The organism is Actinobacillus succinogenes 130Z (genome assembly GCF_000017245.1).
GTDB lineage: Bacteria > Pseudomonadota > Gammaproteobacteria > Enterobacterales > Pasteurellaceae > Exercitatus > Exercitatus succinogenes.
Window position 1 is genome coordinate 1,550,759 of the sequence record NC_009655.1, and the last position, 26,988, is coordinate 1,577,746.

19 protein-coding genes are annotated in these 26,988 nt (G+C 44.3%); 10 read left to right on the forward strand and 9 right to left on the reverse strand.

Annotation, left to right across the window (positions count from 1 at the left end; all coding sequences use genetic code 11):
• The first annotated feature begins 4 nt into the window (after nt 1-4).
• A complete protein-coding gene (locus ASUC_RS07290) occupies nt 5-3,028 on the forward strand; it encodes a glycoside hydrolase family 2 TIM barrel-domain containing protein (protein WP_012073134.1) in 3,024 nt (1,007 codons plus the stop codon).
• Nucleotides 3,029-3,092: 64 nt separating this feature from the next.
• Here the strand turns inward: ASUC_RS07290 and topA are convergent, their stop codons facing one another.
• From topA to mukF, 7 genes are all read right to left on the reverse strand, one after another.
• Nucleotides 3,093-5,705, reverse strand: a complete 2,613-nt coding sequence (gene topA / locus ASUC_RS07295; protein WP_012073135.1) for a type I DNA topoisomerase — start codon at nt 5,703-5,705, stop codon at nt 3,093-3,095.
• A 249-nt stretch (nt 5,706-5,954) separates the two neighbouring features.
• Entirely contained in the window at nt 5,955-7,370 is a 1,416-nt protein-coding gene (gene sbcB / locus ASUC_RS07300; RefSeq protein WP_012073136.1) for an exodeoxyribonuclease I, read from the reverse strand.
• A gap of 68 nt (nt 7,371-7,438) precedes the next feature.
• The gene (locus tag ASUC_RS07305) at nt 7,439-7,786 is read right to left on the reverse strand and encodes a YegP family protein (RefSeq protein WP_012073137.1); all 348 of its coding nucleotides are present in this window, start codon (nt 7,784-7,786) and stop codon (nt 7,439-7,441) included.
• Nucleotides 7,787-7,868: 82 nt separating this feature from the next.
• Entirely contained in the window at nt 7,869-8,738 is an 870-nt protein-coding gene (locus ASUC_RS07310) for a DMT family transporter (protein WP_012073138.1), read from the reverse strand.
• Between the two features lie 82 nt (nt 8,739-8,820).
• Nucleotides 8,821-13,299 carry a chromosome partition protein MukB gene (gene mukB, locus ASUC_RS07315; protein WP_041834782.1) on the reverse strand — a complete coding sequence of 1,493 codons (4,479 nt, stop codon included), beginning with the start codon at nt 13,297-13,299 and terminating at the stop codon, nt 8,821-8,823.
• Nucleotides 13,300-13,355: 56 nt separating this feature from the next.
• Entirely contained in the window at nt 13,356-14,093 is a 738-nt protein-coding gene (gene mukE, locus ASUC_RS07320) for a chromosome partition protein MukE (protein WP_012073140.1), read from the reverse strand.
• 65 nt (nt 14,094-14,158) lie between these two features.
• Nucleotides 14,159-15,493 (reverse strand): chromosome partition protein MukF, encoded by a 1,335-nt coding sequence (gene mukF / locus ASUC_RS07325; protein WP_012073141.1) that lies wholly within the window; start codon nt 15,491-15,493, stop codon nt 14,159-14,161.
• 219 nt (nt 15,494-15,712) lie between these two features.
• Between mukF and ttcA the strand changes: the two genes are divergently transcribed.
• The 4 genes from ttcA (at nt 15,713) to nrdG (ending at nt 20,423) form a co-directional block, all read left to right on the forward strand.
• Nucleotides 15,713-16,651, forward strand: a complete 939-nt coding sequence (gene ttcA / locus ASUC_RS07330) for a tRNA 2-thiocytidine(32) synthetase TtcA (protein WP_012073142.1) — start codon at nt 15,713-15,715, stop codon at nt 16,649-16,651.
• A gap of 245 nt (nt 16,652-16,896) precedes the next feature.
• A complete protein-coding gene (nrdD, locus tag ASUC_RS07335) occupies nt 16,897-19,023 on the forward strand; it encodes an anaerobic ribonucleoside-triphosphate reductase (RefSeq protein WP_012073143.1) in 2,127 nt (708 codons plus the stop codon).
• Nucleotides 19,024-19,052: 29 nt separating this feature from the next.
• Complete coding sequence (locus ASUC_RS07340; protein ID WP_012073144.1) at nt 19,053-19,916, forward strand: DUF4393 domain-containing protein; 864 nt, start codon at nt 19,053-19,055, stop codon at nt 19,914-19,916.
• Between the two features lie 30 nt (nt 19,917-19,946).
• Nucleotides 19,947-20,423 carry an anaerobic ribonucleoside-triphosphate reductase-activating protein gene (gene nrdG / locus ASUC_RS07345; protein WP_012073145.1) on the forward strand — a complete coding sequence of 159 codons (477 nt, stop codon included), beginning with the start codon at nt 19,947-19,949 and terminating at the stop codon, nt 20,421-20,423.
• A 64-nt stretch (nt 20,424-20,487) separates the two neighbouring features.
• Here nrdG and aphA read toward each other — a convergent pair whose 3' ends face one another.
• Both aphA and ASUC_RS07355 read right to left on the reverse strand, forming a co-directional pair.
• Complete coding sequence (gene aphA / locus ASUC_RS07350; RefSeq protein ID WP_012073146.1) at nt 20,488-21,219, reverse strand: acid phosphatase AphA; 732 nt, start codon at nt 21,217-21,219, stop codon at nt 20,488-20,490.
• A gap of 136 nt (nt 21,220-21,355) precedes the next feature.
• On the reverse strand, nt 21,356-22,144 hold the full coding sequence (locus ASUC_RS07355) for a TatD family hydrolase (RefSeq protein WP_012073147.1): 789 nt from the start codon (nt 22,142-22,144) through the stop codon (nt 21,356-21,358).
• 187 nt (nt 22,145-22,331) lie between these two features.
• On the opposite strand from ASUC_RS07355, the gene pth reads away from it, so the two are divergent.
• The 5 genes from pth (at nt 22,332) to ASUC_RS07380 (ending at nt 26,987) form a co-directional block, all read left to right on the forward strand.
• A complete protein-coding gene (gene pth / locus ASUC_RS07360) occupies nt 22,332-22,916 on the forward strand; it encodes an aminoacyl-tRNA hydrolase (RefSeq protein WP_012073148.1) in 585 nt (194 codons plus the stop codon).
• 101 nt (nt 22,917-23,017) lie between these two features.
• On the forward strand, nt 23,018-24,109 hold the full coding sequence (ychF, locus tag ASUC_RS07365; RefSeq protein ID WP_012073149.1) for a redox-regulated ATPase YchF: 1,092 nt from the start codon (nt 23,018-23,020) through the stop codon (nt 24,107-24,109).
• A gap of 57 nt (nt 24,110-24,166) precedes the next feature.
• On the forward strand, nt 24,167-24,613 hold the full coding sequence (locus tag ASUC_RS07370; protein WP_012073150.1) for a methyltransferase family protein: 447 nt from the start codon (nt 24,167-24,169) through the stop codon (nt 24,611-24,613).
• A gap of 9 nt (nt 24,614-24,622) precedes the next feature.
• Nucleotides 24,623-25,516 (forward strand): homocysteine S-methyltransferase family protein, encoded by an 894-nt coding sequence (locus ASUC_RS07375; RefSeq protein ID WP_012073151.1) that lies wholly within the window; start codon nt 24,623-24,625, stop codon nt 25,514-25,516.
• Nucleotides 25,517-25,577: 61 nt separating this feature from the next.
• Nucleotides 25,578-26,987: a basic amino acid/polyamine antiporter gene (locus ASUC_RS07380; protein ID WP_012073152.1), complete on the forward strand. Its 1,410-nt coding sequence runs from the start codon at nt 25,578-25,580 to the stop codon at nt 26,985-26,987.
• Nucleotide 26,988: the final 1 nt, after the last annotated feature.

The following is a 26,988-nucleotide window of genomic DNA, read 5'->3' on the forward strand; positions in this document are numbered from 1 at the left end:
CAGCATGATTCTGCCAACCTACTTTGAAAATCCTGAAATATTGCAGGTTAACCGTCAACCTCATCATGCGTACTTTATTCCCTTTGCGACCAATCAGTCGCCGGATCAGTCAGCACGCAAAACATCACGATTTTTTACCTCACTTTCCGGCAAAACCTGGGATTTCAGCTATTACGACAGCGTACAGAATTTACCGGAAAATTTCCTGTTTTGCTCTCTGCAAAACAGCATTCCCGTGCCATCCAACTGGCAAACTCAAGGATTTGATCACCATCATTATACTAATATTCAATACCCTTTCCCTTTCGATCCGCCTTTTGTACCGAAAGCTAATCCCTGCGCTCATTATCGGCATGAATTTAATTTTTCGCCGAAAACGGATAAGCGTTATCTGTTAAATTTAGAAGGCGTGGACAGCTGCCTGTTTGTCTATGTAAATCAACAGTTTGTGGGTTACGGACAAATCAGTCATTGCACCCAGGAATTTGATATTACCGAACACCTGAACTCGGGTAAAAATGTATTGGATGTGGTCGTACTGAAATGGTGTGACGGCAGTTACCTGGAGGATCAGGATAAATTCCGTATGTCGGGTATCTTCCGAGATGTGTATTTATTGGAACGGGATGCGAACTATTTGCAGGATTTCTTCATCAAAACGCAATTATCCGATGATTTTAACCAAGCTGAATTCACTGTAGAAACTCAATTTTCAGACAAGGAACGAGAAATAGAATTCATCCTTTATAATCCTCAGGGGGAAGAAATAGTACGCCAAAGTGCGGTCAAATTTTCACATGTTTTATTCAATCCTGTTTTATGGAATGCGGAAAATCCCCGGCTTTACCGCTTGACCATGCAAGTAGGTAACGAAATTATCGAACAAAAAATAGGCTTGCGTAAAATTTACATTGAAAACGGCGTACTGAAAATTAACGGACAGGCGGTTAAATTTAAAGGCGTCAACCGCCACGACAGCGATCCGAAAACAGGCTATGTAATTTCATATGAGCAGGCGTTAGTTGATTTGAAATTGATGAAACGACACAACATTAATGCCATTCGTACCGCTCACTACCCTAATGCTCCATGGTTCAGCGAACTGTGTGATTTATACGGTTTCTATTTAATAGCGGAAAGCGACATCGAAAGCCACGGAGCCAGCATGCTTTATGTGGATACGCCGGAACAAAGTATTTTTCTGAACAATCAACGAATTAATCGCGACGAAGAAATACGTCAACAGGTTATCGACAATTTTTGTTATTTTGCCCGTGCGCCGGAATATAAAGCGGCTATTTTAGACCGCACGGCTGCCAATATCGAACGGGATAAAAACCGTACTTCCGTGTTAATTTGGTCTCTTGGTAATGAAAGCGGATATGGTGAAAACTTCGAAGCCGCCGCCGCTTGGGTTAAACAGCGAGACAATTCTCGTCTAATCCATTACGAAAGTTCTATTTATCAGCACAGCCAACATCAAAACGATTTATCCAATTTGGATTTCTATAGCGAAATGTATCCGGGAACTGAATCCTTAGATGCTTATTGCACAACTGACGAAAACACCAAGCCTTACATTTTATGCGAATACAGTCATGCCATGGGTAATTCCAACGGCGATGCGGAGGACTATTGGCAAACTTTTGAAAAATATGATAAATCCTGTGGCGGTTTTGTTTGGGAATGGTGTGATCACGCTCCGTATCTGCCCGACGGTTCGGGGCGGATGGGATACGGCGGCGATTTCGGCGATACCCCTAACGACGGCAATTTCTGTATGGACGGTTTGGTTTCGCCCACTCGTATTCCGCACAGCAATCTGTTTGAACTAAAAAACGTTAACCGACCGATTCGCGCCCGTCTTGTAGGAAATCGGATTGAAGTGAAAAATTATTGGGATTTCACCCATTTAGACGAAACTGTTACGATTTGTTATGCCGTAAAAGAAAACGGCGAAATCATAGAACAGGGTGAATGTAAAGTAAAATGTGCCCCTAAACAGACCGCACTTTTGCCGCTGACATTGCCGGATTATCACGGAAAATTCACGACCTTGGATTTGGAATACCTCGCTGCGACACAATCCGCACTGTTAGAACCGAACCATTGCTACGGATTCGAGCAACTTGTCATTTACGATAAAGATTTGGTTTCGCCCCAAAAACCTGAAAAACCGACCGCACTTTTCCCTTTTGCGGTGGTCGAATCCGCTCGTAGATTAACTGTAAAAAATGGAGATTATCAATATATCTTTGATAAAGATTGCGGTATATTCACCGAAATTTTGCGGAAAGAAAAAGCATTAATCGAACAGCCTTTACATTTTAATATTTGGCGTGCGCCGACGGATAACGACCGTTTAATACGCGAATTGTGGCAAAACGCCGGTTATCATCAAACTTACAGCCGCGCTTATTCCGTCACTTGGCAACAAACGGAAAGTGCGGTCGTTATTCAAGCGATTTTAGCTATCGTCGCTACCGCTAAAAACCGGATTTTAACTTTGCAGGTCAATTATACTTTATATCAAAACGGACAACTGACCATTGAAGCTCATGGCGAACGCCCTGCTCATCTTCCGTATTTACCGCGTTTCGGTTTACGTTTCTTTCTGCCGAAAACCTGTGAGCAGGCACAATATTTCGGTTACGGCGAGCGTGAAAGTTATTCGGATAAACATCACCTGGCTCGCCTGGGTAATTATGCGGTGAATGCGGCGCAAAATCACGTCCGTTATCTTAAACCGCAGGAAAACGGCAGCCATTTAGGTTGTCATTATGTTCGCTTAGGCCATTGTTTGGTTTACTCTCCTCTTCCGTTCAGCTTTAATCTTTCACCTTACACACAGGAAGAATTAACAGCAAAAAACCATGACTATGAGTTGGAGGAATGTGATTCAACCGTACTTTGTATAGATTACAAAATGAGCGGCATCGGTTCCAATTCCTGCGGACCGGCATTAAAACCGCAATACCGATTGCAGGAAACAAAATTTGACTGTCGTTTCGATATTCACTTTGAATAAACAAACCTGTCATAACCGCATAAAAATACAGGGCAGATTATTCTGCCCTATATTCTGATTTAAGTTATTTTTTACTGCGTTCAATCCATTTTCCATCAATAAAATCAACAATCCATTTGGTTTGCTTGCCGTTTTTATCTGTCGATGAAACATATTGACGTTTTTCTTTACGGCTGAATCGGATTACAGCATCGTTGCCGTCCGGATCTTTTGGCGGCGCATCGGCCAGATATTGCAATTTTCCCGGCAATCGTTCGCGATATAATGCCAACTCTGCGACTTCAGCCGGGCGCGATTCCCGTGATTTTGGAAAATTGTGAGCAGACATAAATACCCCGCTTGCGCCGTCGCGTAATACGAAATACGCATCGGATTTTTCACATTTTAATTCCGGGAAATGAATCGGTTCTTCTTTTGGCTGTGCCACCTCTCCGTTTTTCAAAATCCTACGGGTATTATCGCAATTTGTACATGCCATATATTTACCGAATCGTCCCAGTTTTAAATGCATGTCCGCACCACATTTATCACATGCCACGACCGGACCGTCATAACCTTTAATTTTGAAAGCCCCTTCTTCTACAAGATAGCCGTCGCAATTCGGATTATTCCCGCAGATATGCAGTTTTCGGTGCGGATCCAAAATATAACTATCCATAGCCGAACCGCATTTAGGACAACGTTTTCGCGCCATTAACGCTTTAGTTTCGGTTTCACTGTCCAATACGTTGAGCAATTCCGATTCAGGAATTAAATTCATTGTGGTTTTACAACGTTCTTTAGGCGGTAAAGCATAGCCCGTACAGCCGAGGAATACGCCGGTACTGGCTGTACGAATGGCCATTTTACGTCCACAGGCCGGACAATCAATATCGGTCGGCACAATACTGTTCGGTTTCATGCCGCCTTCCAATTCATCTAATTCCGCTTGACTCAACTGACCGGAAAAATCTTTAAAGAACTGATTTAATTCAGCTTTCCAATCTTTTGTTCCGTTAGCAATTTGATCTAACATGTCTTCCATGCCGGCGGTAAAATCATAGTTCATTAGCTCGGCAAAAGACTGATTCAGACGATCAGTCACTATTTCGCCCATTTTTTCCGCATAAAAACGGCGATTTTCGGTACGCACATAACCGCGTTCCTGAATGGTAGAAATAATGGCGGCATAGGTCGAAGGACGTCCGATTCCGCGTTTTTCCAGCTCTTTAACCAGTGCGGCTTCCGTAAAACGTGCGGGCGGCTTAGTGAAATGCTGTGTCGGCTGCACGCTGCCCAATTCTAATTTTTCCTGCAACGCAACTGCCGGCAATTCCTGATCCTCCGGATTTTTTCCCATTTGCGGCAACACTTTTGTCCAGCCGTCAAAGCGTAAAATACGGCCTTTGGCTTTCAACTCGTAATCACCGGCGGAAACCGTTAAGGTGGTACTGTCATATTGCGCAGCAGGCATTTGGCAAGCCACAAACTGACGCCAAATTAAATCATATAAACGTTCGGCATCTTTTTCCATACCGGATAAATGAGAAGCCGACACATTCACATCGGAAGGCCTAATCGCTTCGTGCGCTTCCTGTGCATTTTCTTTGCTGGAATAAAAATTCGGTTTCGGCGGGAGATAACTGTCGCCGAAATTTTGTTCGATATAACCCCGTACCATACCCAAAGCATCCCGGCTCAAATTGGTGGAATCGGTACGCATATAGGTGATATAACCTGCTTCATACAAACGTTGTGCCAACATCATGGTTTTCTTCACACTGAAGCCTAATCTGGTACTGGCGGCTTGCTGTAAGGTCGAAGTAATGAACGGCGGGCGCGGGCGGGAACTGGTAGGTTTGGTTTCCAAGTCCGACACGATAAAATCAGATTTAGCTAAAAAATCGACCGCACTTTGTGCTTGTTCCGCATTTTTCGGTGCAAATTTTTTACCTTTAAACGCAGTAACATCAAGACGAATGCCGGCTTTATGCACAGTGAATAATTCCGCTGCAACCTCCCAGAATTCTTCCGGTTGGAACGCTTTAATTTCCCGTTCCCGTTCCACCAGTAATTTTACCGCCACAGACTGAACCCGTCCGGCAGACAAGCCACGCGCCACTTTTTTCCATAATAAAGGCGAAACCATAAATCCTACTACGCGATCTAAAAAGCGACGGGTTTGTTGAGCATTAACGCGATCAATATTAAGCTGTTCCGGCTTTTCAAACGCCTGCTTAATGGCATTTTTAGTAATTTCATTAAATACCACGCGACTGAACCGGCTGTCATCACCGCCGATTACTTCACGCAAATGCCAGGCTATCGCCTCTCCTTCTCTATCCAAATCGGTAGCGAGATAAATATGATCGGCTTTTTTTGCAAGGGATTTAAGTTCGGCAACTACTTTTTCTTTACCGGGCAGAATTTGGTAATTAGCCTTCCAGTCGTGATAGGGATCTATCCCCATACGTTTTACCAAGGCGTTCCGTTCTTTTTCCGCTTTAATTCTGGATTTTTCTTCTACGCTTAACCCCTTGGTTGAAATCGGTTTGGCCTTTTCTCCCGAAGATGCCCCGGCAGTAGGTAAATCGCGGATATGTCCGACACTGGATTTTACAACATAGTTAGTACCGAGATATTTATTGATGGTTTTTGCTTTGGCCGGTGATTCCACAATAACCAAGGATTTGCTCATAATTATTACCTGATTTCTTTAGGTCTGTTTAATGGGTGTAATAGAGCGACGTTCGCTACGTTTTTAGAGGATAACGCAGCTTCTGCTGAAAAATAAACACGCTCTGATATTCAATACTCTTTTTATATTGCCGAATAAATTATTGCTTGGTCAATCTTTTTTTGATTCTTCCCCTGCGAATGAACAAAGACGCAACAAAATCGGACAAATAATATACGATTTAAAACGAAGAGGGCGATATTTCTTACGCTACAACAAGTTGGAGGCGTAAGCATAAACCTGATGCAATAGGTTTAGTTTGTCTTCAAAATCGCCATATTCCATCACCAGATTTTGCATTCGTTGTTCAAAATCCGTTGCCTCTTTTTCTAATTTTCGCCGACGATATTTTTCCCATTGCAACTGTTCGGTACGGGTGAGAGTTTTGAAAAAATGACGGGCGCGATAATGGAAAATTAAATCGGGAATCCGTTTATCTTCAAAAGTTAACCCGTGCTCGGCTAATTTTTCTATCGGTAATTGGCGCAAAATAGCTAAATTATTTTTATCGTTATTACTGAAAAAACCGCTGTATAATTCGATCTCTACATTATCACTCGGTTCAAACCGATGTTCTTCCCGAAAAATCTCTTCAATTTTTGACCGCACTTCAAAGGATTGACGCAATTTTTGCAGGTTTTCCGAACAAAATTGACGATCAATTCCCAAGCGCTCGGCGTTTTCCGGCAACAGGGTGTTCGCCGGTGCCAGAATCGGACATTTATTGATGTGTACCAGTTTTAACGGTACCGGCAATTGGCCTTGCGCCGCTAAATCCGTTTTTTTGGTGTATAACGCAGTCCGTAATTCTTCTATACTTTTCGTCAGTAAATCGTCGATATTCTGGCTTAAATCGCAAACAATCACGGCATTTTGATTCACCGGATGCCAACCGACCGGGGCCACCAAAGTACAGTTTCCGCGATAATTCCCCAGCATACCCGAGACATGCACCAACGGTGTCATGTCCGCCACATTAATAAGATGTTCGATTTCCCGTTTACCGCGATTTTCAAAGAAATACTGAAATAATTTAGGCTGTTTCCGTTTAATTAATTTGGCCATAGCAATGGTAGCGTATACGTCCGACATGGCATCATGGGCGTTTTCATGGGCAATGCCATTAGCTTCCGTCAGTCTTTCCAGACGAAAACTCGGCATACCGTCATCATCATACGCCCATTCAATGCCTTCCGGACGTAAAGCGTAACAGGCGCGCACGATATCCAATAAATCCCAGCGGGAATTACCGTTTTTCCAACTGTACTCATAGGGATCGATGAAATTACGGTAAAAGGTATAACGCGTCATTTCATCGTCATAACGAATGTTGTTATAGCCCATCACACAGGTATTAGGTCGGCTGAATTCCGCCAGTACGGAAGCGGCAAATTCCGGTTCCGGTAAACCTTTTTCATTACATTCCTGCGGAGTAATACCGGTAACCAGGACGGCTTCCGGCGAAGGTAAATAATCGTTGGTTTGTTTGCAATACAACATCACCGGTTCGCCGATAACATTGAAATCGGCATCAGTACGAATACCCGCAAATTGTGCCGGACGATCGGTTGCCGGGTTAATTCCGAAACTTTCGTAGTCGTAAATGAAAAAGCTAAAATCGTTCATAAGGTTCCGTGATAATTTTATAAAAAAATCTGTACCTAAAAAGATACAGATTCTGTTATTAGGGTTTATTAAGCGATGGTTTTATCTTTGATTTGCGTTGTTGCGGCATTATTCATGACGGACTTAACACCGTTTTTCGCCGCTTCTGGCGAAGAATAATATTGACTACGACCTATTTCCTGATGATTTTTCGCTTTTAGTACGAAGTAGGGTTGAGGTTGTTCGCTTTTCGTGGTTCTGAATTCGAAATTTGCCTCATTCACACCGTTTTTTTGCACGGATTCAATACCCTTTTCTGCAGAAGCTTTGGCTTTATAAAGCTCACTGGTTAAAATGACCTGACCGTTTGCCGCAATTAAATTAAACATAAACTGACCGTCTTTCGCCAGTTTTAGTTCATACCAACCTAATGCCATAATGTTTCTCCTTCATTTACGCGGGGTACCCGCTACTTAATCATAGACGTTTCGTCTAAATTTTCAATAGCTTGAATATTCGCTAGGTAAATAATTTTTCACCGTAAAGCAGAAAAATGGCCAAAATACCGAACCCGATACCGGCGGCGTTGATTTTACTGATACGTTCTTTAAAAAATAACGCACCGACTATCACGCCTAAACAAATCACTCCCACGTCCATACTGGCAAAGACGATAGTCGGGTTTTCTTTAAAATACTGATGGGCGTAAATATAAAACAAAATATTGCCGAAATTCAGACATCCCAGCAATATTCCGGCCAAAAAACTCGGCACTGTCCAACGGGTACCTTTAATGAGTAAATAAGTGAAAATCAATACCGCGGCCAAGCTGAATGTGATAAACAAACTGGTCGGAAACGCACCGCCCATTAATGCGATTTTTTTGTACAGAATACCGGATGTCCCCCAAATCAACCATACACCGCTCAAAGCAAAACTCGCTTTTAATACATTGCCGACCGCTCCCGTCGGTTTATATAACAAACAGAATAAGGCAAGAAAAGCCGTTGCTACACCGGCAATTCTAAAATTCGTTAAGGTTTCGCCGAAAATGACTACTGCGGCAATAATTTGCAGAAACAGCGCCAAACGCTGAGCCGCGTCGGTACGCACGATACCGCCGTATTCAATGGCTTTCGACATCACCATAAATCCAACCGGCAGCAACACGCCCAAGGTCAGGAAAATCGGCTTGGCTTCACTTTGTATAAAGAATTCGGTAAAGGTTAATCCTTTAAAATCCGGATGTAATAAGAAATAACTTAACGATAACGCCATGATGTAACCAAAAGCGATCATCTGGTCCGTCACCACATTAAAACGTTTACACAGCTTAAACAACACCGAAACCGAGACACTGCAACAAATGGCAAAAATAAGAAAATGCATAAAATTTCCTTTTAGATGATTAACATTCAAGTGCGGTCAAAAATTTATCATTTTTTGACCGCACTTGACGCCTGAAATATTTCTAAGCGGCTGTGCCGAACCCGCGCAATCCGACCACGTGAACATGTTCTTGATTACCTGAAATTTTACGTACCAGTTTATAGGTGGTACCTTTTTCCGGACTGATATTTTCAGGGGCGGCAATGAGTAACTGCATATCCAAACGATCGCATAATTCAAACAATGTACTGATGGATTTACCGTCCAACCGCGCCGCTTCATCCAGGAACAGTAAGCGGCATGGCAAGATGTCTTTGCCGCGTAAACGACGGCTTTCTTCTTCCCAGCTTTGTACCACCATCAACAGGATTGACATACCCGTACCGATAGCTTCCCCGGTAGATAAAGCGCCGCTTTCCGCACGCAACCAGCCGTCCGCACCACGATACACCTCTACTTCCAGATTCAGATAATTGCGGTAATCCAGCAACTCTTCGCCGATGGTTTGTGCCGTGCGTTGTCCCATGTCGATATGCGGATTCAGACGTTGATACAACTTGGCGATGGCTTCGGAGAACGTTATGCGGTTGTCCGTAAATAAATCCTGATATTCTTCCTGATCACCGGATAACGCATCCAGTAACATGGCGTGAGTATCGCGAATATCCACTACCAAACGCACAGATTTCACCTGACCGAAAGAAATATTCTGCAAGCCTTGATTCAGCATGCGAATACGGTTTTGTTCCCGTTGAATGGTTTTGCGCATTATATTCGCCACCGATTCGGAACTGATCGCCAGTTTTTGTTCCCGTCCGGTTAGTTCGTCCGTTAAGCGGTTAAGCTCGATTTCCATTTGTTCGATGGCATCAATCGGATCATCGGTTTTAATAATATCCTGACGGATACGTTCGCGCAGATGTTGATACACCGCAATAAAGAAGCGCACTTTGTTTTCAGGTTTACGACTGTCTTCGGACAGACGCAGCGTATCACGCAGATATTCGTTATCGGCAACGGCCTGTCGTAAGGCACCTAACGCTTTATCCGACATTGAACGCAGTTCATCCGCCGATAAATAAGCCAATTCACGACGATTTAAGCGTTTTTCCACATCACTGTTGCGGGACAATCGGGACACGACGCACCAGCTTACTTTCGCCGCTACCACCAGTTCTCTTTGCTGTTTGTAATCTCGTTCCGCCTTGCGAATGCGGCGGGTTAAATTATCCGCTTCACTTTCAATTAACGTTAATTGTTTCTCAATATAGGAGCGGCGCTGACGGTTAGCGGAAAGTCGTTGATATAACTCGTCTTTACGGATTCTTGCCCGTTCTTCCGCGCCTTCGTCCGCACGCACGCCTAACTCGTTGACTTCGGTTAATAATTCTTTCAATAAATCATTTTTACTGTTGAAAGAACTTTGTAACTGAATGAACACTTGATTATATTGAGCAAACTGCGCCTGTTTCTGACGAACCTGTTCCCGTTGAGCATCACGTTGCCCCTGCATTTGTTCCAAGCGTCGGCGTAACTGTTCGTTCAACCCGTTACTTTCCGTCTGCACATCGTCTTCATAACCGAAATGCGCTTTACGCTGTACCACGTCCGCTAAGGCAAAAGCTTTTTGCTGAACTTGCTTTTGCATGGTCGCGGCTTGTGCCAACTCGTCTTTTAAACGGTCATAATGTTCCGGATCGCTTTGCAAGGTGGCGGCAATCGGTTCTAATTGTGACAACGTTGCACCGTGTTGGCGAATGAAACTTTCGTCCTGTTCCGCTAAATCCAACTGTTCGCGAGTTTCCTCGATACGATCCTGTAAACTGTCGTCGGCAATTACTGCAAGCTGCGGAATCAGTTTATTCAGCAGCTGCATTTTTTCTTTTGCCGTATCTAATTTAATCCGGATTTGTTGCTCGTTGGTTGAAAGTGCGGTCAATTCCCGCTCGATTTCGTTACGTTCCCCATTGATTTCACGCATACTTTCTTCCGGGTTCGGCAAGAATGCTAAGGCTAAATGCAAACCGACAAATTGGCTGAGCTGTTGGTGTAAACGTTGACATTTCTGCACGTCGAATGCTCGTTGCGCGTAAGCTTCCGCCACTTCGTCCCGTTGAGCTTCCAGTTCCGCGAGGTGTTTTTCACGGGCGGCACGACCGAATAACGGAATTTCCGGGAATTTAGAATAGCGCACCTCGCGCGCGGAAACCTGTACCACTACCCCGTGTTCCAGTTCCTGCGCCGCTAATACGCTATCGTCAAAGGCGGACGGGTCCCCCTCGATTAAATATAAATCGTCCGGACAATCTTCCAGTTCGGATAACTGCGCCTTCACCGTATCTAAGTCACGCACCACAATGGCGTGGCGCGCCGGCCCGTATAAGGCGGAGAAATACGGCGCATCTTCAAAAGGCACATCGTCATACAGTTCGGACAACAAGACGCCGCCGAAACGTTCCGCTAACAGGTTCAAGCGCGCATCTTCCGAGCCGTCCGGTTGACTTAACCGGGAAATCTGTTCATCCAGTTGTTGGCGTTTGTGCTCAAGTTGGTCGCGCTGAATGGTGAATTCACGCTCTTTAACTAATTGCGCCTGCATAAAATTCATCACATCCTGACTGTCGTCAAAATGCTCGCCGCACTGTTCTTGTAACCGCTCTAACGCCGCCTGAGCCGTCAGCCATGCAGGCGCTTTTGCCGCATGTTTATGATAAAGTGCGGTCAATTGTTCGCGTTTTTGCCGCAAAACGGAACGATCTTCCACTTGGGCGGCCAGTTCGTCGCTTAAATCGTCAATGATCGCTTCATGTTCCGCATAACATTCTTCCAATTCGTCGGCTGTCGTTAAATTAAGTTCTGCGCGCTGATTAAATTCCGCCAATAAACGTACCGCGCTTTGTCGCTGTACATCACGTTGCTCCAATTCATGCAATTTAGCACGCAATTGCGGAGTTTGCGCCGCCTGCACTTTTTGTGTCGGATATTCACGTAATAATTCTTTTGCGCTTTCCCACGCTGCAGAACGCGGCATTTCTCCTGCGATTTTACAGACTAACCGATAAGCTTTGTCGAACTGCGATTTTGCCGCTTCGGAAATAGACATTTTCTGTTCCAGTTCCAGTACGCGCTCCGTCAAGGTTTCCGCCTGAGCGGCGAATTCTTCGTGGTATTCATCCACATTTTTCACCGCCAAATCCGCTAAACCGCATAAAGTTTTCGCTTTTTCCAACGCCTGAACAGCTTGTTGATATTGCAGGGCACGGGTTTGCTGCGCATCTAACGCCTGTTGGTAATCGGCTAATTGGGAGCGGATTTGATCTACTTCCGTTTCTATTTGCTCGAATTGCGCCTGACTGCTTTCCAGTTGTTCGCCGGCGGTTTCCACCACCATTTTCTGCTCTTCCAGCTTTTCTGTCAGTTCGTTTACATCATCCTGATAACGCTCGATTTTTTCCTGATGACGTAAGGCATTCAAAACTAAATTAAGGTGATCGGAGGCGCTTTGGTGATCCACCTCCAGCACTTTTTCGCTTTCCGCCAATTCCACAGCTTCACGACTAAAATCCACCAAACGATGTTGAGACAAATCCCGTTCGGATTTGGCGTTATACCATTCTTTACGGAAATTTAACGCGGTTTCGATGTTACCGCGACGTTCGTTAGCGTTACGCATATAATCCGACGCCACATAATTAGTGGTTTCCGTAATGAGGTGCTTAAACAAATCGCGATCCGCCTGCGTCATTTTTATGGCTTCCAGCGTCATACGGTTTTCCCGTAAGGCGGATTCCATGTCCTGGAAAGCCTTGCGTACACCCAAATTTTCCGGCAACAGATAATCGCGCAGGGATTTTGTGATCGCACTGGAAATCCCGCCGTAAAGAGAAGCTTCGATTAATTTATAGAACTTACTGCGATCGGAAGACGAACGTAAACGACGAGGAATAATACCCAGATCGAACATCATGCCGTGATAATCCGCAACGGAATGATATTGCTTGAATTGACCGCCGATTTCATCAATTTTGTCTTTAACTTCGGTTAAATTTAATACTTTAGCCTGACGTTCGTTGACGGCTTCAGTGAAAAGTGCGGTCGGATTTAGGGATAATTCTACGCCCTGAATGCTGAAAGTTTTGAGATCTACTTTTTTATCCCGCCCCGCAACCTGTTGCAGGCGAACACCTACCAAGGTACGTTGATGACGGGAATTCACGGTATCCAGCACGGCATAACAAACGCCCGGGCGTAATTTGCCATGCAGCCCTTTGTCGCGCGAACCGCCGCTGGCGCCGGCTTCCGTGGTGTTACGGAAGTGCAATAAGGTTAAATCCGGAATCAACGCGGTGACAAACCCCGCCATTGTGGTGGATTTCCCCGCCCCGTTACCGCCGGAAAGCGTGGTGACGAGCGCATCCAAATCAAAGGTGCGGGCAAAGAAACCGTTCCAGTTAATCAAAGTAAGCGAACGGAATTTGCCGCGTTCTACCCCCGCAGGTACGCTGAACGGCGAAAGTGCGGTCGGATTTTCAGCCGTTTTTTCACTGTCCGCCGTTTCTATTTGTTCTGCGACCGTTTCGGTTTTCAGCACATCTTGTTCCAATTCAAAATCCGCCATTATTCCGCTCCTTCTTGATTATCGTCGTATTCAAAATCTTCTTCATTACTGACCGCACTTTCATCATCCGCCGTTGCTTTTTCAGCGGCAATCGATTCAGGCGTCGCCGCTTCCCCGTCGCGGATTAAACGCAATTGGGCTTCTATCGGATCGTCGCCGGCACGTACTTCCGCGCCGAAACGGAAGACAGATTCGGAAATGGTAAATTTCCCGCTGTTTTGTTCGCCCACCGTATACAGCATGCCTAACCGGCGCAAACGTCCGAGTGCGGCACGTACTTTTTCCGCTAATTTCTGTTTATCCAAATCCGAACCGCTGGCACGTAAATTGACGGCTTTTAACAATTTTGCTTCGTCCGCCAGATTCAATAATTCGTCATATACTTCCTGTACGGTGAAAATACCTTGTTGTGCCAATCGTTCCGGGCTGAGATACAAATAACACAGCACTTTCCCCACCAACATTTCCAGTTCGCTCAAAACCGAACGGGCAATCAGTGTGGTGGCTTTCGGACGTAGATAGAAAAAACCTTCCGGCGCACGGATAAGTTCTACGTTGTAACGGCGGTAAAAACCATCCAACTCGTTTTGGAAATCCGCCAAAAAAGCATAGTTATCAAGATGTTCCTGTCCGATATGTCTGCCCGAACGCAGTTGGCTGTCCACCGCTGGAAACAACGGATTGGCGATAGCCGCCGCCAATTTGGTTGAAATGAGGTCTTGGAGATTTTCGTTCATATTCTTTTTCTCATTGCATGAACCGATGGGTCCATCGTTAAAATGATTCCGTTTCGTTGGTAAAATTATTTATATTCGTCGATTACATTCGCCTGTACTTCTGCACCGTAATCGTTGATTTCGTGCCATTGAGAATACACGCCCGACAAATCCGCGCTTGCCATACCTAAGCGCACGGCTTGATCGACGATGACACGCGCTACATCAAAATGGCGGGAAAGCGGATAATTGTCCAGTTGTTGCTTCAACACCAGACTTAAATCAATCGGTTGATTATGTTCGCGGTGATTAATCAGCAACGCTTGCATCGCTTCTACGATTTGATCATGTAGATCGGATAGCTGTTCGTATTCCAATGCTTCCGGCAATTCGCCTAGCGCGTCTTCATCCCGTAATGTCAATTCTTCGTCACGTAAATCCACTAAGCGTTCCGCTTGCGCCGTCCACAAGAACCAAGGCGCATCGAAATAATGATGAATAGATTGGCGCAGGCGTTGGCTGAATACTCTGTTTTTATCCATATCAATCGCCGTTCGGATAAATTTATGTACGTGACGGTCGTAGCCAATCCAAAGGTCGATAGCTTGCTGACCCCAGCTGATAATGCGGTCGAGCTTAGACTGTAAATCCACAATAAGCTGATCGATAAAATACAGTTCGTTCCGCCCCATCACACAATCCTGAATCCGTAATAATTGCGCCTGTAATTTATCGCCCGCCGCATTCAGGGTATCTTGCAATTCGCGCAGATTACCGGAAGTTTCGTCCAACAGACGTTCGCAACTGGCAATCGCGGCTTGCCAGTCTTTGGTCAGCAGTTCGGCGATTTCTTCTTTAATGCTCTGCTGATTTTCATCCATAATACGTTGCGACAAATCAATACTGTCGAAAATTTCCGCCACTGAATATTTCAACGGCGCAAAGACGTTACGACGCCAGTAATATTCGTCTTCCCCCCGTCGAACCGCTTCTTCCGCCGATTCGGACGCCCGTTGGATTTCATCGGCAACAATCGCCAACTGCACGGAAAGCCGCAGCGCGGAAAATTCCCGTTGTCGGATGTAATAATCGGATACGCCTACTCCCAAGGGAGTCAGGCGGTAAATGGACAACCCGTCGGTAAATTCGCTGCTGAAACGGTTGATAAAACGTTGCTTCACCAAATCGTTGATGGCGTTATTGGCACGGGTCGTGATATTGTCGGATTGATCGAATTCTTTCGATACGTGACGGAAAATATCCACTAAATCGCTTTCCTGCATTTCGCCGTCAAAACGTTCGTTATTATATAACGCAATCGCCAGCAAATAAGACAAGCGCTCGGTATTCAGGCTTAACGAGAACTCCCGTTCCCGCGCCCAGGAAACCAGTTCGGGAATAGTTTGCGATGTTTCGGACATGTCATTATTCTCACAAAACAGAATTTAAATACAAAAATATTGTCGATTATACAGGAATTTAGAAAGATCTTATAGCGCGATTTTTTAACAAAAACGCGCAAATTTTTGACCGCACTTAATAGTATACCGAATCGCTTTTCTGTCATTTTCTTGGTTGCTTTTTCTAAATAAAACCGTACCATACGCAGGATTTTTATTTTATTAATAAAGAAGAATTCAATGACAGAACAAACCGAAAAAGATAAAAAACAGATTTATAACCTGAACAAATTACAGAAACGCTTACGCCGAAATGTCGGTAATGCCATTGCGGATTTCAATATGATTGAAGAGGGCGACAAAGTGATGGTGTGTCTGTCCGGCGGAAAAGACAGCTATACGTTGCTGGATATTTTACTGAATCTGAAATTCAGCGCCCCGATTCATTTCGATATTGTGGCGGTGAATTTAGACCAAAAACAACCCGGTTTTCCCGAACATGTGTTGCCGCAGTATTTGGAAAGTATCGGTGTCGAATACAAAATTGTGGAAGAAAATACTTACGGTATTGTGAAAGAAAAAATTCCGGAAGGTAAAACTACCTGCTCGCTCTGTTCCCGTTTACGCCGCGGTATTTTATACCGTACCGCAACGGAACTGGGCGCAACCAAAATCGCCTTGGGACATCATCGCGACGATATGCTGGCAACGTTGTTTTTAAATATGTTTTACGGCGGTAAATTGAAATCGATGCCACCTAAACTTATCAGTGACGACGGTAAGCAAATCGTAATTCGTCCGCTGGCTTACTGTAAAGAAAAAGACATTGAAAAATATGCCGTCGCCAAACAGTTTCCGATCATTCCGTGCAACCTTTGCGGTTCGCAGCCGAATTTACAGCGTCAAGTGGTAAAGGAAATGCTGAATACCTGGGATCGCCAATATCCCGGTCGTCTGGAAACCATGTTTTCCGCCATGCAGAATGTGGTGCCGTCCCATTTGTGCGACCCGAATTTATTCGATTTCAAAAACATCCGACGAGGACAAATATTAGAGGGCGTTAGCGGTGATATTGCTTTTGATAAAGAGGAATTGCCACCGATGCCGCAATTTGCTGACGAAGGTGAATCCGCCGATTTCAGCGGTGAAAATCTGATTCAATTCAAAGAAGTGAATTAATTTCTTTCATTCAAGTGCGGTCAAAAAATGAAAAATTTTCACCGCACTTTTTTATCCGTCATTTAACTCGTTAGAGTTCCCGTCTTCCCCATGATTCCTCGGGTTAACACAATATCTTGTGGTTCCGTCTGGCAAGTTATCCTCAATATAGTGGTTAAGATAACCCGATATTATGGTTGAATTCCTTTTTCGATCTATATATAGTATATGCCACTATAAATAAACACTACATATAGGTGACTATCATGACTTCATTCTATGTTATAAAGCGTGACGGCTCTCGTTCCAGCTTTGAAATTCAACGCATTATCAACGCCATTAAAAAAGCGGCAAAAGCGGTAGATATACAGGATGAGCGTTATTACCACCAAATCGGGCAACAGGCTTGCGATGAAATTTTCGAGCATTATCAAAATGAAATCGACATCAGTCATATTCAACGTATTGTTGAAAATAAGCTGATGGCGAGTTCTTATCCGCAAGTTGCCCGCGCTTACATCGAATATCGTCATGATCGCGATTCCGCCCGCGAAAAACGCAGCAAATTAACTAAAGAAATCGAGGGATTAATCGAACAAACGAATATGGCGGTGTTAAATGAAAACGCCAACAAAGATTCGAAAGTCATCCCGACTCAACGGGATTTGTTAGCGGGTATCGTAGCAAAACATTATGCCAAACAATATTTATTGCCTAAAGACGTGGTGGATGCCCACGAACGCGGCGAAATTCACTACCACGATTTGGATTACGCGCCGTTCTTCCCGATGTTCAACTGTATGCTGGTCGATTTAAAAGGCATGCTGACCAAAGGGTTCAAAATGGGTAATGCGGAAATCGAACCGCCGAAATCTATCGGTACCGCAACAGCCGTGACCGCTCAAATTATTGCGCAGGTTGCCAGCCATATTTACGGCGGTACTACTATTAATCGTATCGACGAAGTGTTAGCGCCTTATGTGCAAATCAGTTATGAGAAACTGCTGAAAATCGCGGAAGAATGGCAAATTCCCGATGCGGAAGGTTTTGCTAAAGCACGCATTGAAAAAGAATGCTTCGATGCGTTCCAATCCCTTGAATACGAAGTGAATACCCTGCATACCGCTAACGGGCAAACCCCATTCGTGACGTTCGGTTTCGGTTTGGGAACCGGCTGGCAGGAACGCTTGATTCAAAAATCTATTTTACGTAATCGTATTCGCGGCTTAGGCAAAAATCACAAGACCCCGGTTTTCCCTAAACTTGTATTTACCATTAAAAAAGGCGTCAACCAATCCCCTGCCGACCCTAACTACGATGTCAAAAAACTTGCTTTGGAATGTGCGTCAAAACGCATGTATCCGGATATTTTAAATTATGATCAGGTGGTAAAAGTGACAGGGTCATTCAAAGCGCCGATGGGGTGCCGCAGTTTCTTGGGCAAATACGAAGAAAACGGACAGGAAATCCATGACGGACGTAACAATTTAGGGGTCGTCAGCTTAAACTTGCCGCGTATCGCCCTTGAAGCCAAACATGATGAAAAACGTTTCTTCGAAATTCTCGAACAGCGTTTGGCACTGGCGAAAAAAGCCTTAATGACGCGTATTGCACGTTTGGAAAACACCAAAGCACGGGTGGCACCGATTTTGTATATGGAAGGCGCCTGCGGCGTACGTCTGAAAGCCGACGACAATGTGGCACAAATCTTTAAAAACGGACGTGCTTCCGTTTCATTGGGTTATATCGGGATTCATGAAACCATCAACGCACTTTATAACCACGGACACATTTTCGATGAGGAAATTTTACGTGAAAAAGGGGTGAAAATCGTTGAACGTTTAAGTAACGCCACAAAAGAATGGGCGGAAGAAACCGGTTATGCATTCAGCCTTTACTCCACGCCGAGTGAAAATTTATGCGACCGATTCTGTCGTTTGGATACCAAAGCATTCGGCGTTATCGACGGTGTGACGGACAAAGGTTATTACACTAACAGTTATCACTTAGACGTTGAGAAAAAAGTTAATCCGTATGACAAACTGGACTTCGAAATGCCGTATCCCTCATTGGCAAGCGGCGGTTTTATCTGCTACGGCGAATACCCGAATGTCCAGCATAACCTGAAAGCTTTAGAAGACGTATGGGATTACAGTTACGACAGAGTACCTTATTACGGCACCAATACGCCGATTGACGAATGTTACGAATGCGGTTTCACCGGTGAATTCGAATGTACCAGCAAAGGATTCACTTGTCCGAAATGCGGCAATCATGACAGCGAAAAAGTTTCCGTCACCCGTCGGGTTTGCGGATATCTTGGCAGTCCCGACGCCCGCCCGTTCAATCCGGGTAAACAGGAAGAAGTGAAACGTCGCGTAAAACATATGTAATAATACTACTAATAAAGGAAGTTACATATATGCCTATTAGTGCGTTGAAAGATATTGAACCTAACTCTAGCTCTGTTTCCGAAATTGATGCAATGCGGAAAGATGATGATGCCAGATTACAGGCTGCTAGTAATATAGAAATAGATACAAAATTAATTAACTCTCAAACGAACTTAGCTAAAGCTAAGGTAGCTCATGCCTTATGGGGAATATTAGCTACACCTGTGAATGCCTATGGATATGCAAGTAGAAAAATAAATGAAATTTTTAATACCTTTTCTGAAGAGCAAAAAAATTCTTTGCGAGATAAAATTAATCGTTTATCTGATGATAATAGGGAAATTGCAACAGAGAACTTACCAACCTTAGCATCTGCCACAGAAGCTCTGCTTTATGTAGAAAATCAATTTGATTTGAGAGAAATGTTTGAGAATTTAATTGTTAATACTATCGATAATACAAAAATAACACATCCTTCTTTTGTAGAAATCATTAAGCAACTATCTAGTGAAGAAGCCAAAATATTGAAAGTTATTTTACCTCTTAATCATATGGCTTTGTCTGAATGTCACTTGATACTTAATGAGCAAAACAGTTTCCATGTTTTATATAGAAATCTTATTTGTTTATATAGCAAAGATAAACCATTTTGGTTAGAAAATATACCCTCTTATATTGATAATTGGGCACGATTAGGACTAGTTACAGTATCTCTAGATAATTATTTTTCAGATAAAAAAGCGTATGGTAAATTTGATGAGCATCCAATTATAAAAAGAGCAAATTTACAATATAAAGATTTAGAACCACCTAAAAAACTAAATATTAAAAATGGGTTGCTAACTATAACTGATTTTGGTAAAGCTTTTGCCAAAGCTATAAGCATCATATAATAAAAACGGCGCTGTCTAGTACTACTAAATATGAATTATCTCCAATACTACCCCGTTGATATCGTAAACGGCGAAGGTACCCGCTGTACGCTTTTTGTGAGCGGTTGTACCCACGCCTGCAAAGGCTGTTATAACCAGAAAAGCTGGTCGTTCAGTGCGGGCGTACCCTTTGATCGCGCGATGGAAGAGCAAATAATCCGAGATCTCAAAGATACGCGCATTAAACGGCAAGGGTTAACGCTGTCCGGCGGTGATCCGCTACATCCGCGTAATGTGGAAACGTTGCTGCCTTTCGTACAACGGGTTAAAAAGGAATGTCCCGATAAAGATATTTGGGTTTGGACGGGTTATACTTTGGCGGAATTAAACGATGACCAACGCCGAATGTTGCCTTATATCGACGTATTGATAGACGGGAAATTTATTCAGGAACAGGCGGATCCGAGTCTGGTATGGCGGGGGTCGGCGAATCAAATCGTGCATCGTTTCACATCAAACGAATTTTAAAAACGCCCGCATTTTGACCGCACTTCCAAATAAAAAAGGGTGCGTTAAGCGTCCTTCATTTATTTTAATATGACGAATCCTCGACCACTTCTTCGCCGTAACCGCCGTTCAGCGGTAACGGGCGGTTAGTGCTGGTTGCCGATCGAATAACACGGATGCCGCGAATTCCGGCTTCACGTGCAGCCAATATATCATCGTTGCTGTCGCCATAATGAATGCTGACGCGGTTTTCAACCATAAAACGGGTTTTATCGTATTTATACGGTGCAATCGGTTTGTCATGGGTATAGTTGATCGGTTTCATATTTTTAATATGAAACGCACGTTCGAGAATGCGGGCTAATTGATCCATTTGCCCTGCTTTATGTAATCGATGCGGCGTACGGCCGGTAATAAAAATGACCTGATCACCGCGTGCTTGGTGCATATCAATTAATTTTTTTGCAGATTCTTTCGGAATCGAATAATTGTCACAGCCGTCCGCTACAAAATCCCAATATGCCTGATTATGTAAATAATCCAGACTATCCGGTGAAAAAGTTTGTTTGCCGTAATAGAAACATTGTGAAGAAACCAATACGGTATCATCAATATCAAAACTCACCGTAATAGGCGGTTTACCCTTTAATTCTTTTTGAATGGATTCCGCCGAAACCCATTTTACCTGTGCTTCATTTTTATGATCGATAGCGGTAATACCCGCATGATCGTAACTCACCTTAGGCCCTTTCGCATTTGCAGATACAGCGATAGTCAGCATACTGAACATAAAAACGCTTGATTTAATCAATGACATACTGTTTCCTACATAAAAACTACTGAATTGAATCCCGATATGTTGAACAAATAACGCAAATTTTAAAATAACTAAACATTGGGTTTACGGATGTTATAGACACACGAACGTTTTTTGCACAAAAACTTGCACTTTATCATGCAAACATATTCATAGAATTCTGCCAAATCACCGCTTTAATTTCTTCCGGCGGTTCTGTTCTTAATTCGCATAATGCCTGAAAAATTTGATTAATCCGTTCCGGACGGTTAGGTTGCCCCTGGAAACCGGATACCGGCATATCGGGACTATCCGTTTCCAGCAATAAGGCGTCCAAGGGAAGTTTGGCGATAGTTTGACGGGTTTTATTCGCTCTTTCATAGCTAATCGTACCGCCGACACCGATTTTATAACCCAAATCCACAAAACGTTTGGCTTGCTCATAACTGCCTGAAAAACCGTGGACCACACCGCAGTCCGGTAACCGAATACGTTTCAGAAAGGCGAAAAGCTGCTCGTGAGATTTGCGGCTGTGCAAATTTACCGGCAACCGGTATTGTTTCGCCAACTGTAATTGCGCTTCGAAAAAATCACATTGTTTGCGCCATAATTCGGTAGTCATCAATTCGGGGTTTGCCCGTTCCAAACCGATTTCTGCCACGGCCCGCAATCTTTTGTGACGTTGTGACAAATACTGCGCCAACCCATCCAAATCCGACGGCGTATGCTCTTTAATATAAAGCGGATGTAACCCCACACCGTAACGCAAATTAACGGGATAAAGTGCGGTCAGATTTTCAATTGTTTTGAAATCCCGCGCTAATACCGTCACAATCAGAATTTTTTCCACATCGGCGGCTGCAGCGTTGCGGACTAATGATTCCAACGATTCGCCGGTGAATCGGTGCAAATAATCCAAATGGGTATGCGTATCAAAAAACGGCATGTTTTTTCCTTAAATCAATATCGCGCAAAAGCATAGCATATCGGTAACGGAAAAAGTAGCCGGTAATCTCATGAGAATACCGGGTTTCGTGCTGTTACCCGTTATACCGTTTGCCAATAATATCTCATTGAAAAAAATACAGATTTAAACTAAAATACGCCCCTATTTTCGACAATCGGAAGTTAACATGTCTGAAATCAAATTAATCGTCGGATTAGGTAATCCCGGCGATAAATATGCGGATACCCGTCATAATGCCGGCGAATGGCTGATTGACCGTTTATCCCGCCGGTTTAATTTCACTCTGAAAGATGAAGCCAAGTTTTTCGGTAAAACGGCGCGCACGGTCATCGACGGGCATGAAATCCGTTTTTTAGTGCCCGCAACTTTTATGAATTTAAGCGGCAAAGCCATTGGCGCACTGGCGTCCTTTTACCGTATCCGGCCCGAAGAAATTTTACTGGCGCACGATGAGTTAGATCTTCCGCCCGGAACGGTAAAAATCAAACAGGGCGGCGGACACGGCGGACATAACGGCTTAAAAGACACCATTGCCCAACTGGGTAATAACAAAAATTTCTATCGTCTACGTATCGGTATCGGCCATCCCGGCGACAGGAATTTAGTTACGTCATACGTTTTAGGCAAACCTTCGCCTGCCGATTGGGCATTAATCGACAAAGCGCTGGACGAAGCCGTCGTTTGTGTGGAGATTCTGCTGAAAGACGGTATAACCAAAGCGACAAACCGGTTAAACGGATTTAAGGCTTAGTGTAATTTTAGATTAACGGCGTATATGTTAAACGTACGCTGAAATTGATAACCAAGGCTCGCACGACAATGCGCGCTATCATTTTAAAACAGGAACAAAAAATGGGATTTAAATGTGGTATCGTCGGTTTACCGAATGTCGGTAAATCAACACTTTTTAACGCGTTAACCAAAGCCGGTATCGAAGCGGCAAACTACCCTTTCTGCACTATTGAACCGAATACCGGCGTGGTACCTATGCCGGATCCGCGTTTAGACGCATTGGCTGAAATCGTGAAACCCGAACGCGTACTGCCGACTACCATGGAATTCGTGGACATTGCCGGTCTTGTAGCGGGTGCCAGCAAAGGAGAAGGCCTGGGTAACAAATTCTTAGCCAATATCCGTGAAACCGACGCGATCGGTCATGTAGTACGTTGTTTTGAAAATGACGACATTGTTCACGTTGCCGGTAAAATTGACCCTGCCGATGATATAGACACCATTAACACGGAACTTGCGTTAGCGGATTTAGACAGCTGCGAGCGCGCCATCCAGCGTTTGCAAAAACGAGCCAAAGGCGGTGATAAAGAAGCGAAATTCGAATTATCCGTAATGGAAAAAATCCTGCCCGTTCTGGAAAATGCCGGTATGATTCGTGCCGCTGGGCTGGATAAAGATGAGCTGCAGGCGATTAAAGGTTATAACTTTTTAACCTTAAAACCGACGATGTACATTGCCAATGTGAACGAAGACGGTTTCGAAAACAATCCGTATCTGGAGCGTATTCGCGAAATCGCGGAGAAAGAAGGTGCCGTCGTGGTACCGGTATGCGCCGCTATCGAATCGGAAATCGCCGAACTTGACGACGAAGAAAAAACCGAATTTTTACAGGATTTAGGTATTGATGAACCGGGCTTAAACCGTGTTATCCGCGCCGGTTACAAACTGCTTAATCTGCAAACTTACTTTACCGCCGGTGTGAAAGAAGTGCGCGCCTGGACGGTTTCCGTCGGCGCCACCGCACCGAAAGCCGCCGCGGTCATTCATACGGATTTCGAAAAAGGTTTTATCCGTGCCGAAGTTATCGGTTATCAGGATTTTATTGATAACAAAGGTGAAGCGGGCGCCAAAGAAGCCGGTAAGTGGCGTTTGGAGGGAAAAGATTATATCGTACAGGACGGCGATGTCATGCATTTCCGTTTTAACGTTTAAGAACGTTTAAAATTCCGGCCGCACTTTAAAAGTGCGGTCATTTTTAATGAGGTTTTTATGAAACTCAAAGTTCCGCCTCCCGTTTTATTTTTATTCAGTGTTGTCGCGATTGCCTATTTACCTAAATTTTCACTACCTTTCTCAATAACTGTTCGTATTTTATTGTGCGGTCTTTTATTGCTGATCGGCGTGATTTTTGCCGTGACCAGTTTTTTTGCCTTTATACGTCAACAAACGACGCTGAATCCGCAAGCGCCGGAACAAAGTGCAACGCTAATCACCACCGGTATTTTCCGGGTAAGCCGCAATCCTATGTATTTCAGTCTTGTTATCTGGCTCGCCGCTTGGGCGGTTTGGTGCGAAAGTCCGTTAGCTATTTTCGTAATTATCCTGTTTATGCTTTATCTCACCCATTTTCAAATTAAACCGGAAGAACGGGCGCTTGAGCGTAAATTCGGTCATGTTTTTTTACAATATAAACAATCCGTCAGACGATGGATTTAAGGAAAAATTATGCAAGTCACAATTCTCGACGGCGGTATGAGCCGAGAACTCATGCGCTTAAACGCGCCGTTCAAACAACCGGAATGGTCCGCGCTCTCATTGTATGAAAAACCTTCCGCCGTACAACAGGTACATGAAGATTATATAGCCAGCGGAGCGGATGTTATCACCACCAACAGCTATGCCGTAGTGCCGTTTCATATCGGCGAGCGACGTTTTCATGCGGACGGTAAAATGTTGGCGGACTTAGCCGGTCGGTTGGCCCAAAGTGCGGTCAAAAATTCCGGTAAACCGGTGAAAATTGCCGGTTCCCTGCCCCCGATGTTCGGTTCTTACCGTGCCGATCTTATTGAAAAAGACCGTTTTAGGGAAATTGCTCAACCGATTATCGACGGCTTATCGCCTTATGCGGACATTTGGTTATGCGAAACCCAAAGTGCGATTATCGAACCGGTTTCCATTAAACCTTTATTACCGAAAGATGAGCGTCCGTTATGGGTGTCTTTTACCCTGATCGATGATGAACCGACAGCGGAACCGCAGCTGCGTTCCGGTGAAAGCGTAAAAAGTGCGGTGAAAAAAATGATCGAATTAGGTGTGGATGCGATTTTATTCAACTGTTGTCAACCGGAAGTGATTGAACGGGCGTTGGATGTCACCCGTAAAATTTTGAATGAAAATCAAGCCGCTCATATAAAAATGGGGGCTTACGCCAATGCCTTTGCGCCGCAACCGAAAGACGCCACCGCCAATGACGGGCTGGACGAAGTACGCAAAGATTTAGATCCGCAGGCATATTTGCGTTGGGCACAAAAATGGAAAGCGCAAGGTGCCGCCATTATCGGCGGTTGCTGCGGTATCGGTATCGATCACATCCGTGTTTTAGCCGATAATCTGAATTAATAAAAAATCATGGAAAAAACGACCGCACTTTTGCGGCCGAATATTCAATACAAGGAATATTATGTCGAGTAAAAAAATCGGATTGCTTTCTTTAACCGCATTGGTTTTAAGTTCTATGATCGGTTCGGGAATTTTCAGTCTTCCGCAAAATATGGCTGCCGTAGCGGGCGCAGAAGGAATTTCTATCGGTTGGTTAATCACCGGTATCGGTATTATCTTTCTCGGGCTGTCATTTTTCTTCATTTCCCGTATTCGTCCTGAACTGGACGGCGGCATTTACACTTACGCCCGCGAAGGATTCGGCGATTTAATGGGATTTATGTCCGCCTGGGGTTATTGGTTATGCGCTACTATCGGCATTGTCGGCTATTTAACGGTGGCGTTTGAAGGGCTGGGCGTCTTCACAGACACGGAACAACAGGTAATTTTCGGACAAGGTAACACTATCCCCGCCTTTATCGGCGCGTCCGTCATTGTCTGGCTGGTACATGCATTAATCGCCGGCGGAATTAAAGAAGCGGCGTCGGTGAATTTGGTCGCCACCTTCGTTAAAGTGGCGCCATTGGTGTTGTTTATTCTGCTTGGATTTTGGTATTTCGATGCGGACGTATTCAATTCCGATGTTAAAGCCACTGCGTTGGGTAACAGCGTCGGTGATCAAGTAAAAGATACGATGCTGATTACGCTTTGGGTGTTTACCGGCGTGGAAGGCGCTTCCGTATTATCGGCGCATGCTAAAAAACGTACGGACGTAGGTTTGGCAACCGTATTGGGTATTCTGATTGCGCTGGCGTTGTATGTGGCGATTACCATTCTTTCGTTAGGTATTTTACCGCGGGAAACTATTGCCAATATGGCGAATCCGTCCATGGGACCGTTGCTGGACGCGATGATGGGGCCGACCGGTAAAGTGATTATTACCGCCTGTCTGATTGTTTCCGTTCTGGCTTCTTACATCAGTTGGACTATGTATTCATCGGAAATTCCCTATCGCGGTGCCCAAAACGGCGCGTTTCCGCAAATTCTGAATAAATTGAACGATAATGCGGTACCGATTAATTCCTTATGGTTCACCGGTTTTATCGTGCAATCTTGTTTGGTTTTAGTGCTGGTTTTCGAGCAAAGTTATAACACTTTGTTACTGATTTCCACTTCCATGATTTTGATCCCGTATTTTTTAATCGGCGCTTATTTATTTAAATTATCTTTTCAAACGCATGCCGCTTGGTATGTGAAGTTAACGGGATTTATGGCGTCTCTTTACGGTTTATGGATTGTATACGCGGCAGGGTTGCAATATCTGTTGCTTTCCGTCGTGTTGTATGTGCCGGGCATTTTGTTGTACCTCTACGCTAACCGCCGTTTTCACGGCAAACTTAATGTCAATCATTACGAAAAACTCGTGTTATCGGCCATTTTCGTAATATTCTGTTATGCGCTTTACCGCTTGCCTCATTTACTAGTCGCTTAAT

What these genes read in the sequence shown, in the direction of transcription:
- ASUC_RS07290 (WP_012073134.1), top strand. Translation starts at nt 5, where the DNA reads ATGATTCTGCCAACCTACTTTGAAAATCCTGAAATATTGCAGGTTAAC.
- topA (WP_012073135.1), bottom strand. Translation starts at nt 5,705, where the DNA reads ATGAGCAAATCCTTGGTTATTGTGGAATCACCGGCCAAAGCAAAAACC.
- sbcB (WP_012073136.1), bottom strand. Translation starts at nt 7,370, where the DNA reads ATGAACGATTTTAGCTTTTTCATTTACGACTACGAAAGTTTCGGAATT.
- ASUC_RS07305 (WP_012073137.1), bottom strand. Translation starts at nt 7,786, where the DNA reads ATGGCATTAGGTTGGTATGAACTAAAACTGGCGAAAGACGGTCAGTTT.
- ASUC_RS07310 (WP_012073138.1), bottom strand. Translation starts at nt 8,738, where the DNA reads ATGCATTTTCTTATTTTTGCCATTTGTTGCAGTGTCTCGGTTTCGGTG.
- mukE (WP_012073140.1), bottom strand. Translation starts at nt 14,093, where the DNA reads ATGAACGAAAATCTCCAAGACCTCATTTCAACCAAATTGGCGGCGGCT.
- mukF (WP_012073141.1), bottom strand. Translation starts at nt 15,493, where the DNA reads ATGTCCGAAACATCGCAAACTATTCCCGAACTGGTTTCCTGGGCGCGG.
- ttcA (WP_012073142.1), top strand. Translation starts at nt 15,713, where the DNA reads ATGACAGAACAAACCGAAAAAGATAAAAAACAGATTTATAACCTGAAC.
- nrdD (WP_012073143.1), top strand. Translation starts at nt 16,897, where the DNA reads ATGACTTCATTCTATGTTATAAAGCGTGACGGCTCTCGTTCCAGCTTT.
- ASUC_RS07340 (WP_012073144.1), top strand. Translation starts at nt 19,053, where the DNA reads ATGCCTATTAGTGCGTTGAAAGATATTGAACCTAACTCTAGCTCTGTT.
- nrdG (WP_012073145.1), top strand. Translation starts at nt 19,947, where the DNA reads ATGAATTATCTCCAATACTACCCCGTTGATATCGTAAACGGCGAAGGT.
- aphA (WP_012073146.1), bottom strand. Translation starts at nt 21,219, where the DNA reads ATGTCATTGATTAAATCAAGCGTTTTTATGTTCAGTATGCTGACTATC.
- ASUC_RS07355 (WP_012073147.1), bottom strand. Translation starts at nt 22,144, where the DNA reads ATGCCGTTTTTTGATACGCATACCCATTTGGATTATTTGCACCGATTC.
- pth (WP_012073148.1), top strand. Translation starts at nt 22,332, where the DNA reads ATGTCTGAAATCAAATTAATCGTCGGATTAGGTAATCCCGGCGATAAA.
- ychF (WP_012073149.1), top strand. Translation starts at nt 23,018, where the DNA reads ATGGGATTTAAATGTGGTATCGTCGGTTTACCGAATGTCGGTAAATCA.
- ASUC_RS07370 (WP_012073150.1), top strand. Translation starts at nt 24,167, where the DNA reads ATGAAACTCAAAGTTCCGCCTCCCGTTTTATTTTTATTCAGTGTTGTC.
- ASUC_RS07375 (WP_012073151.1), top strand. Translation starts at nt 24,623, where the DNA reads ATGCAAGTCACAATTCTCGACGGCGGTATGAGCCGAGAACTCATGCGC.
- ASUC_RS07380 (WP_012073152.1), top strand. Translation starts at nt 25,578, where the DNA reads ATGTCGAGTAAAAAAATCGGATTGCTTTCTTTAACCGCATTGGTTTTA.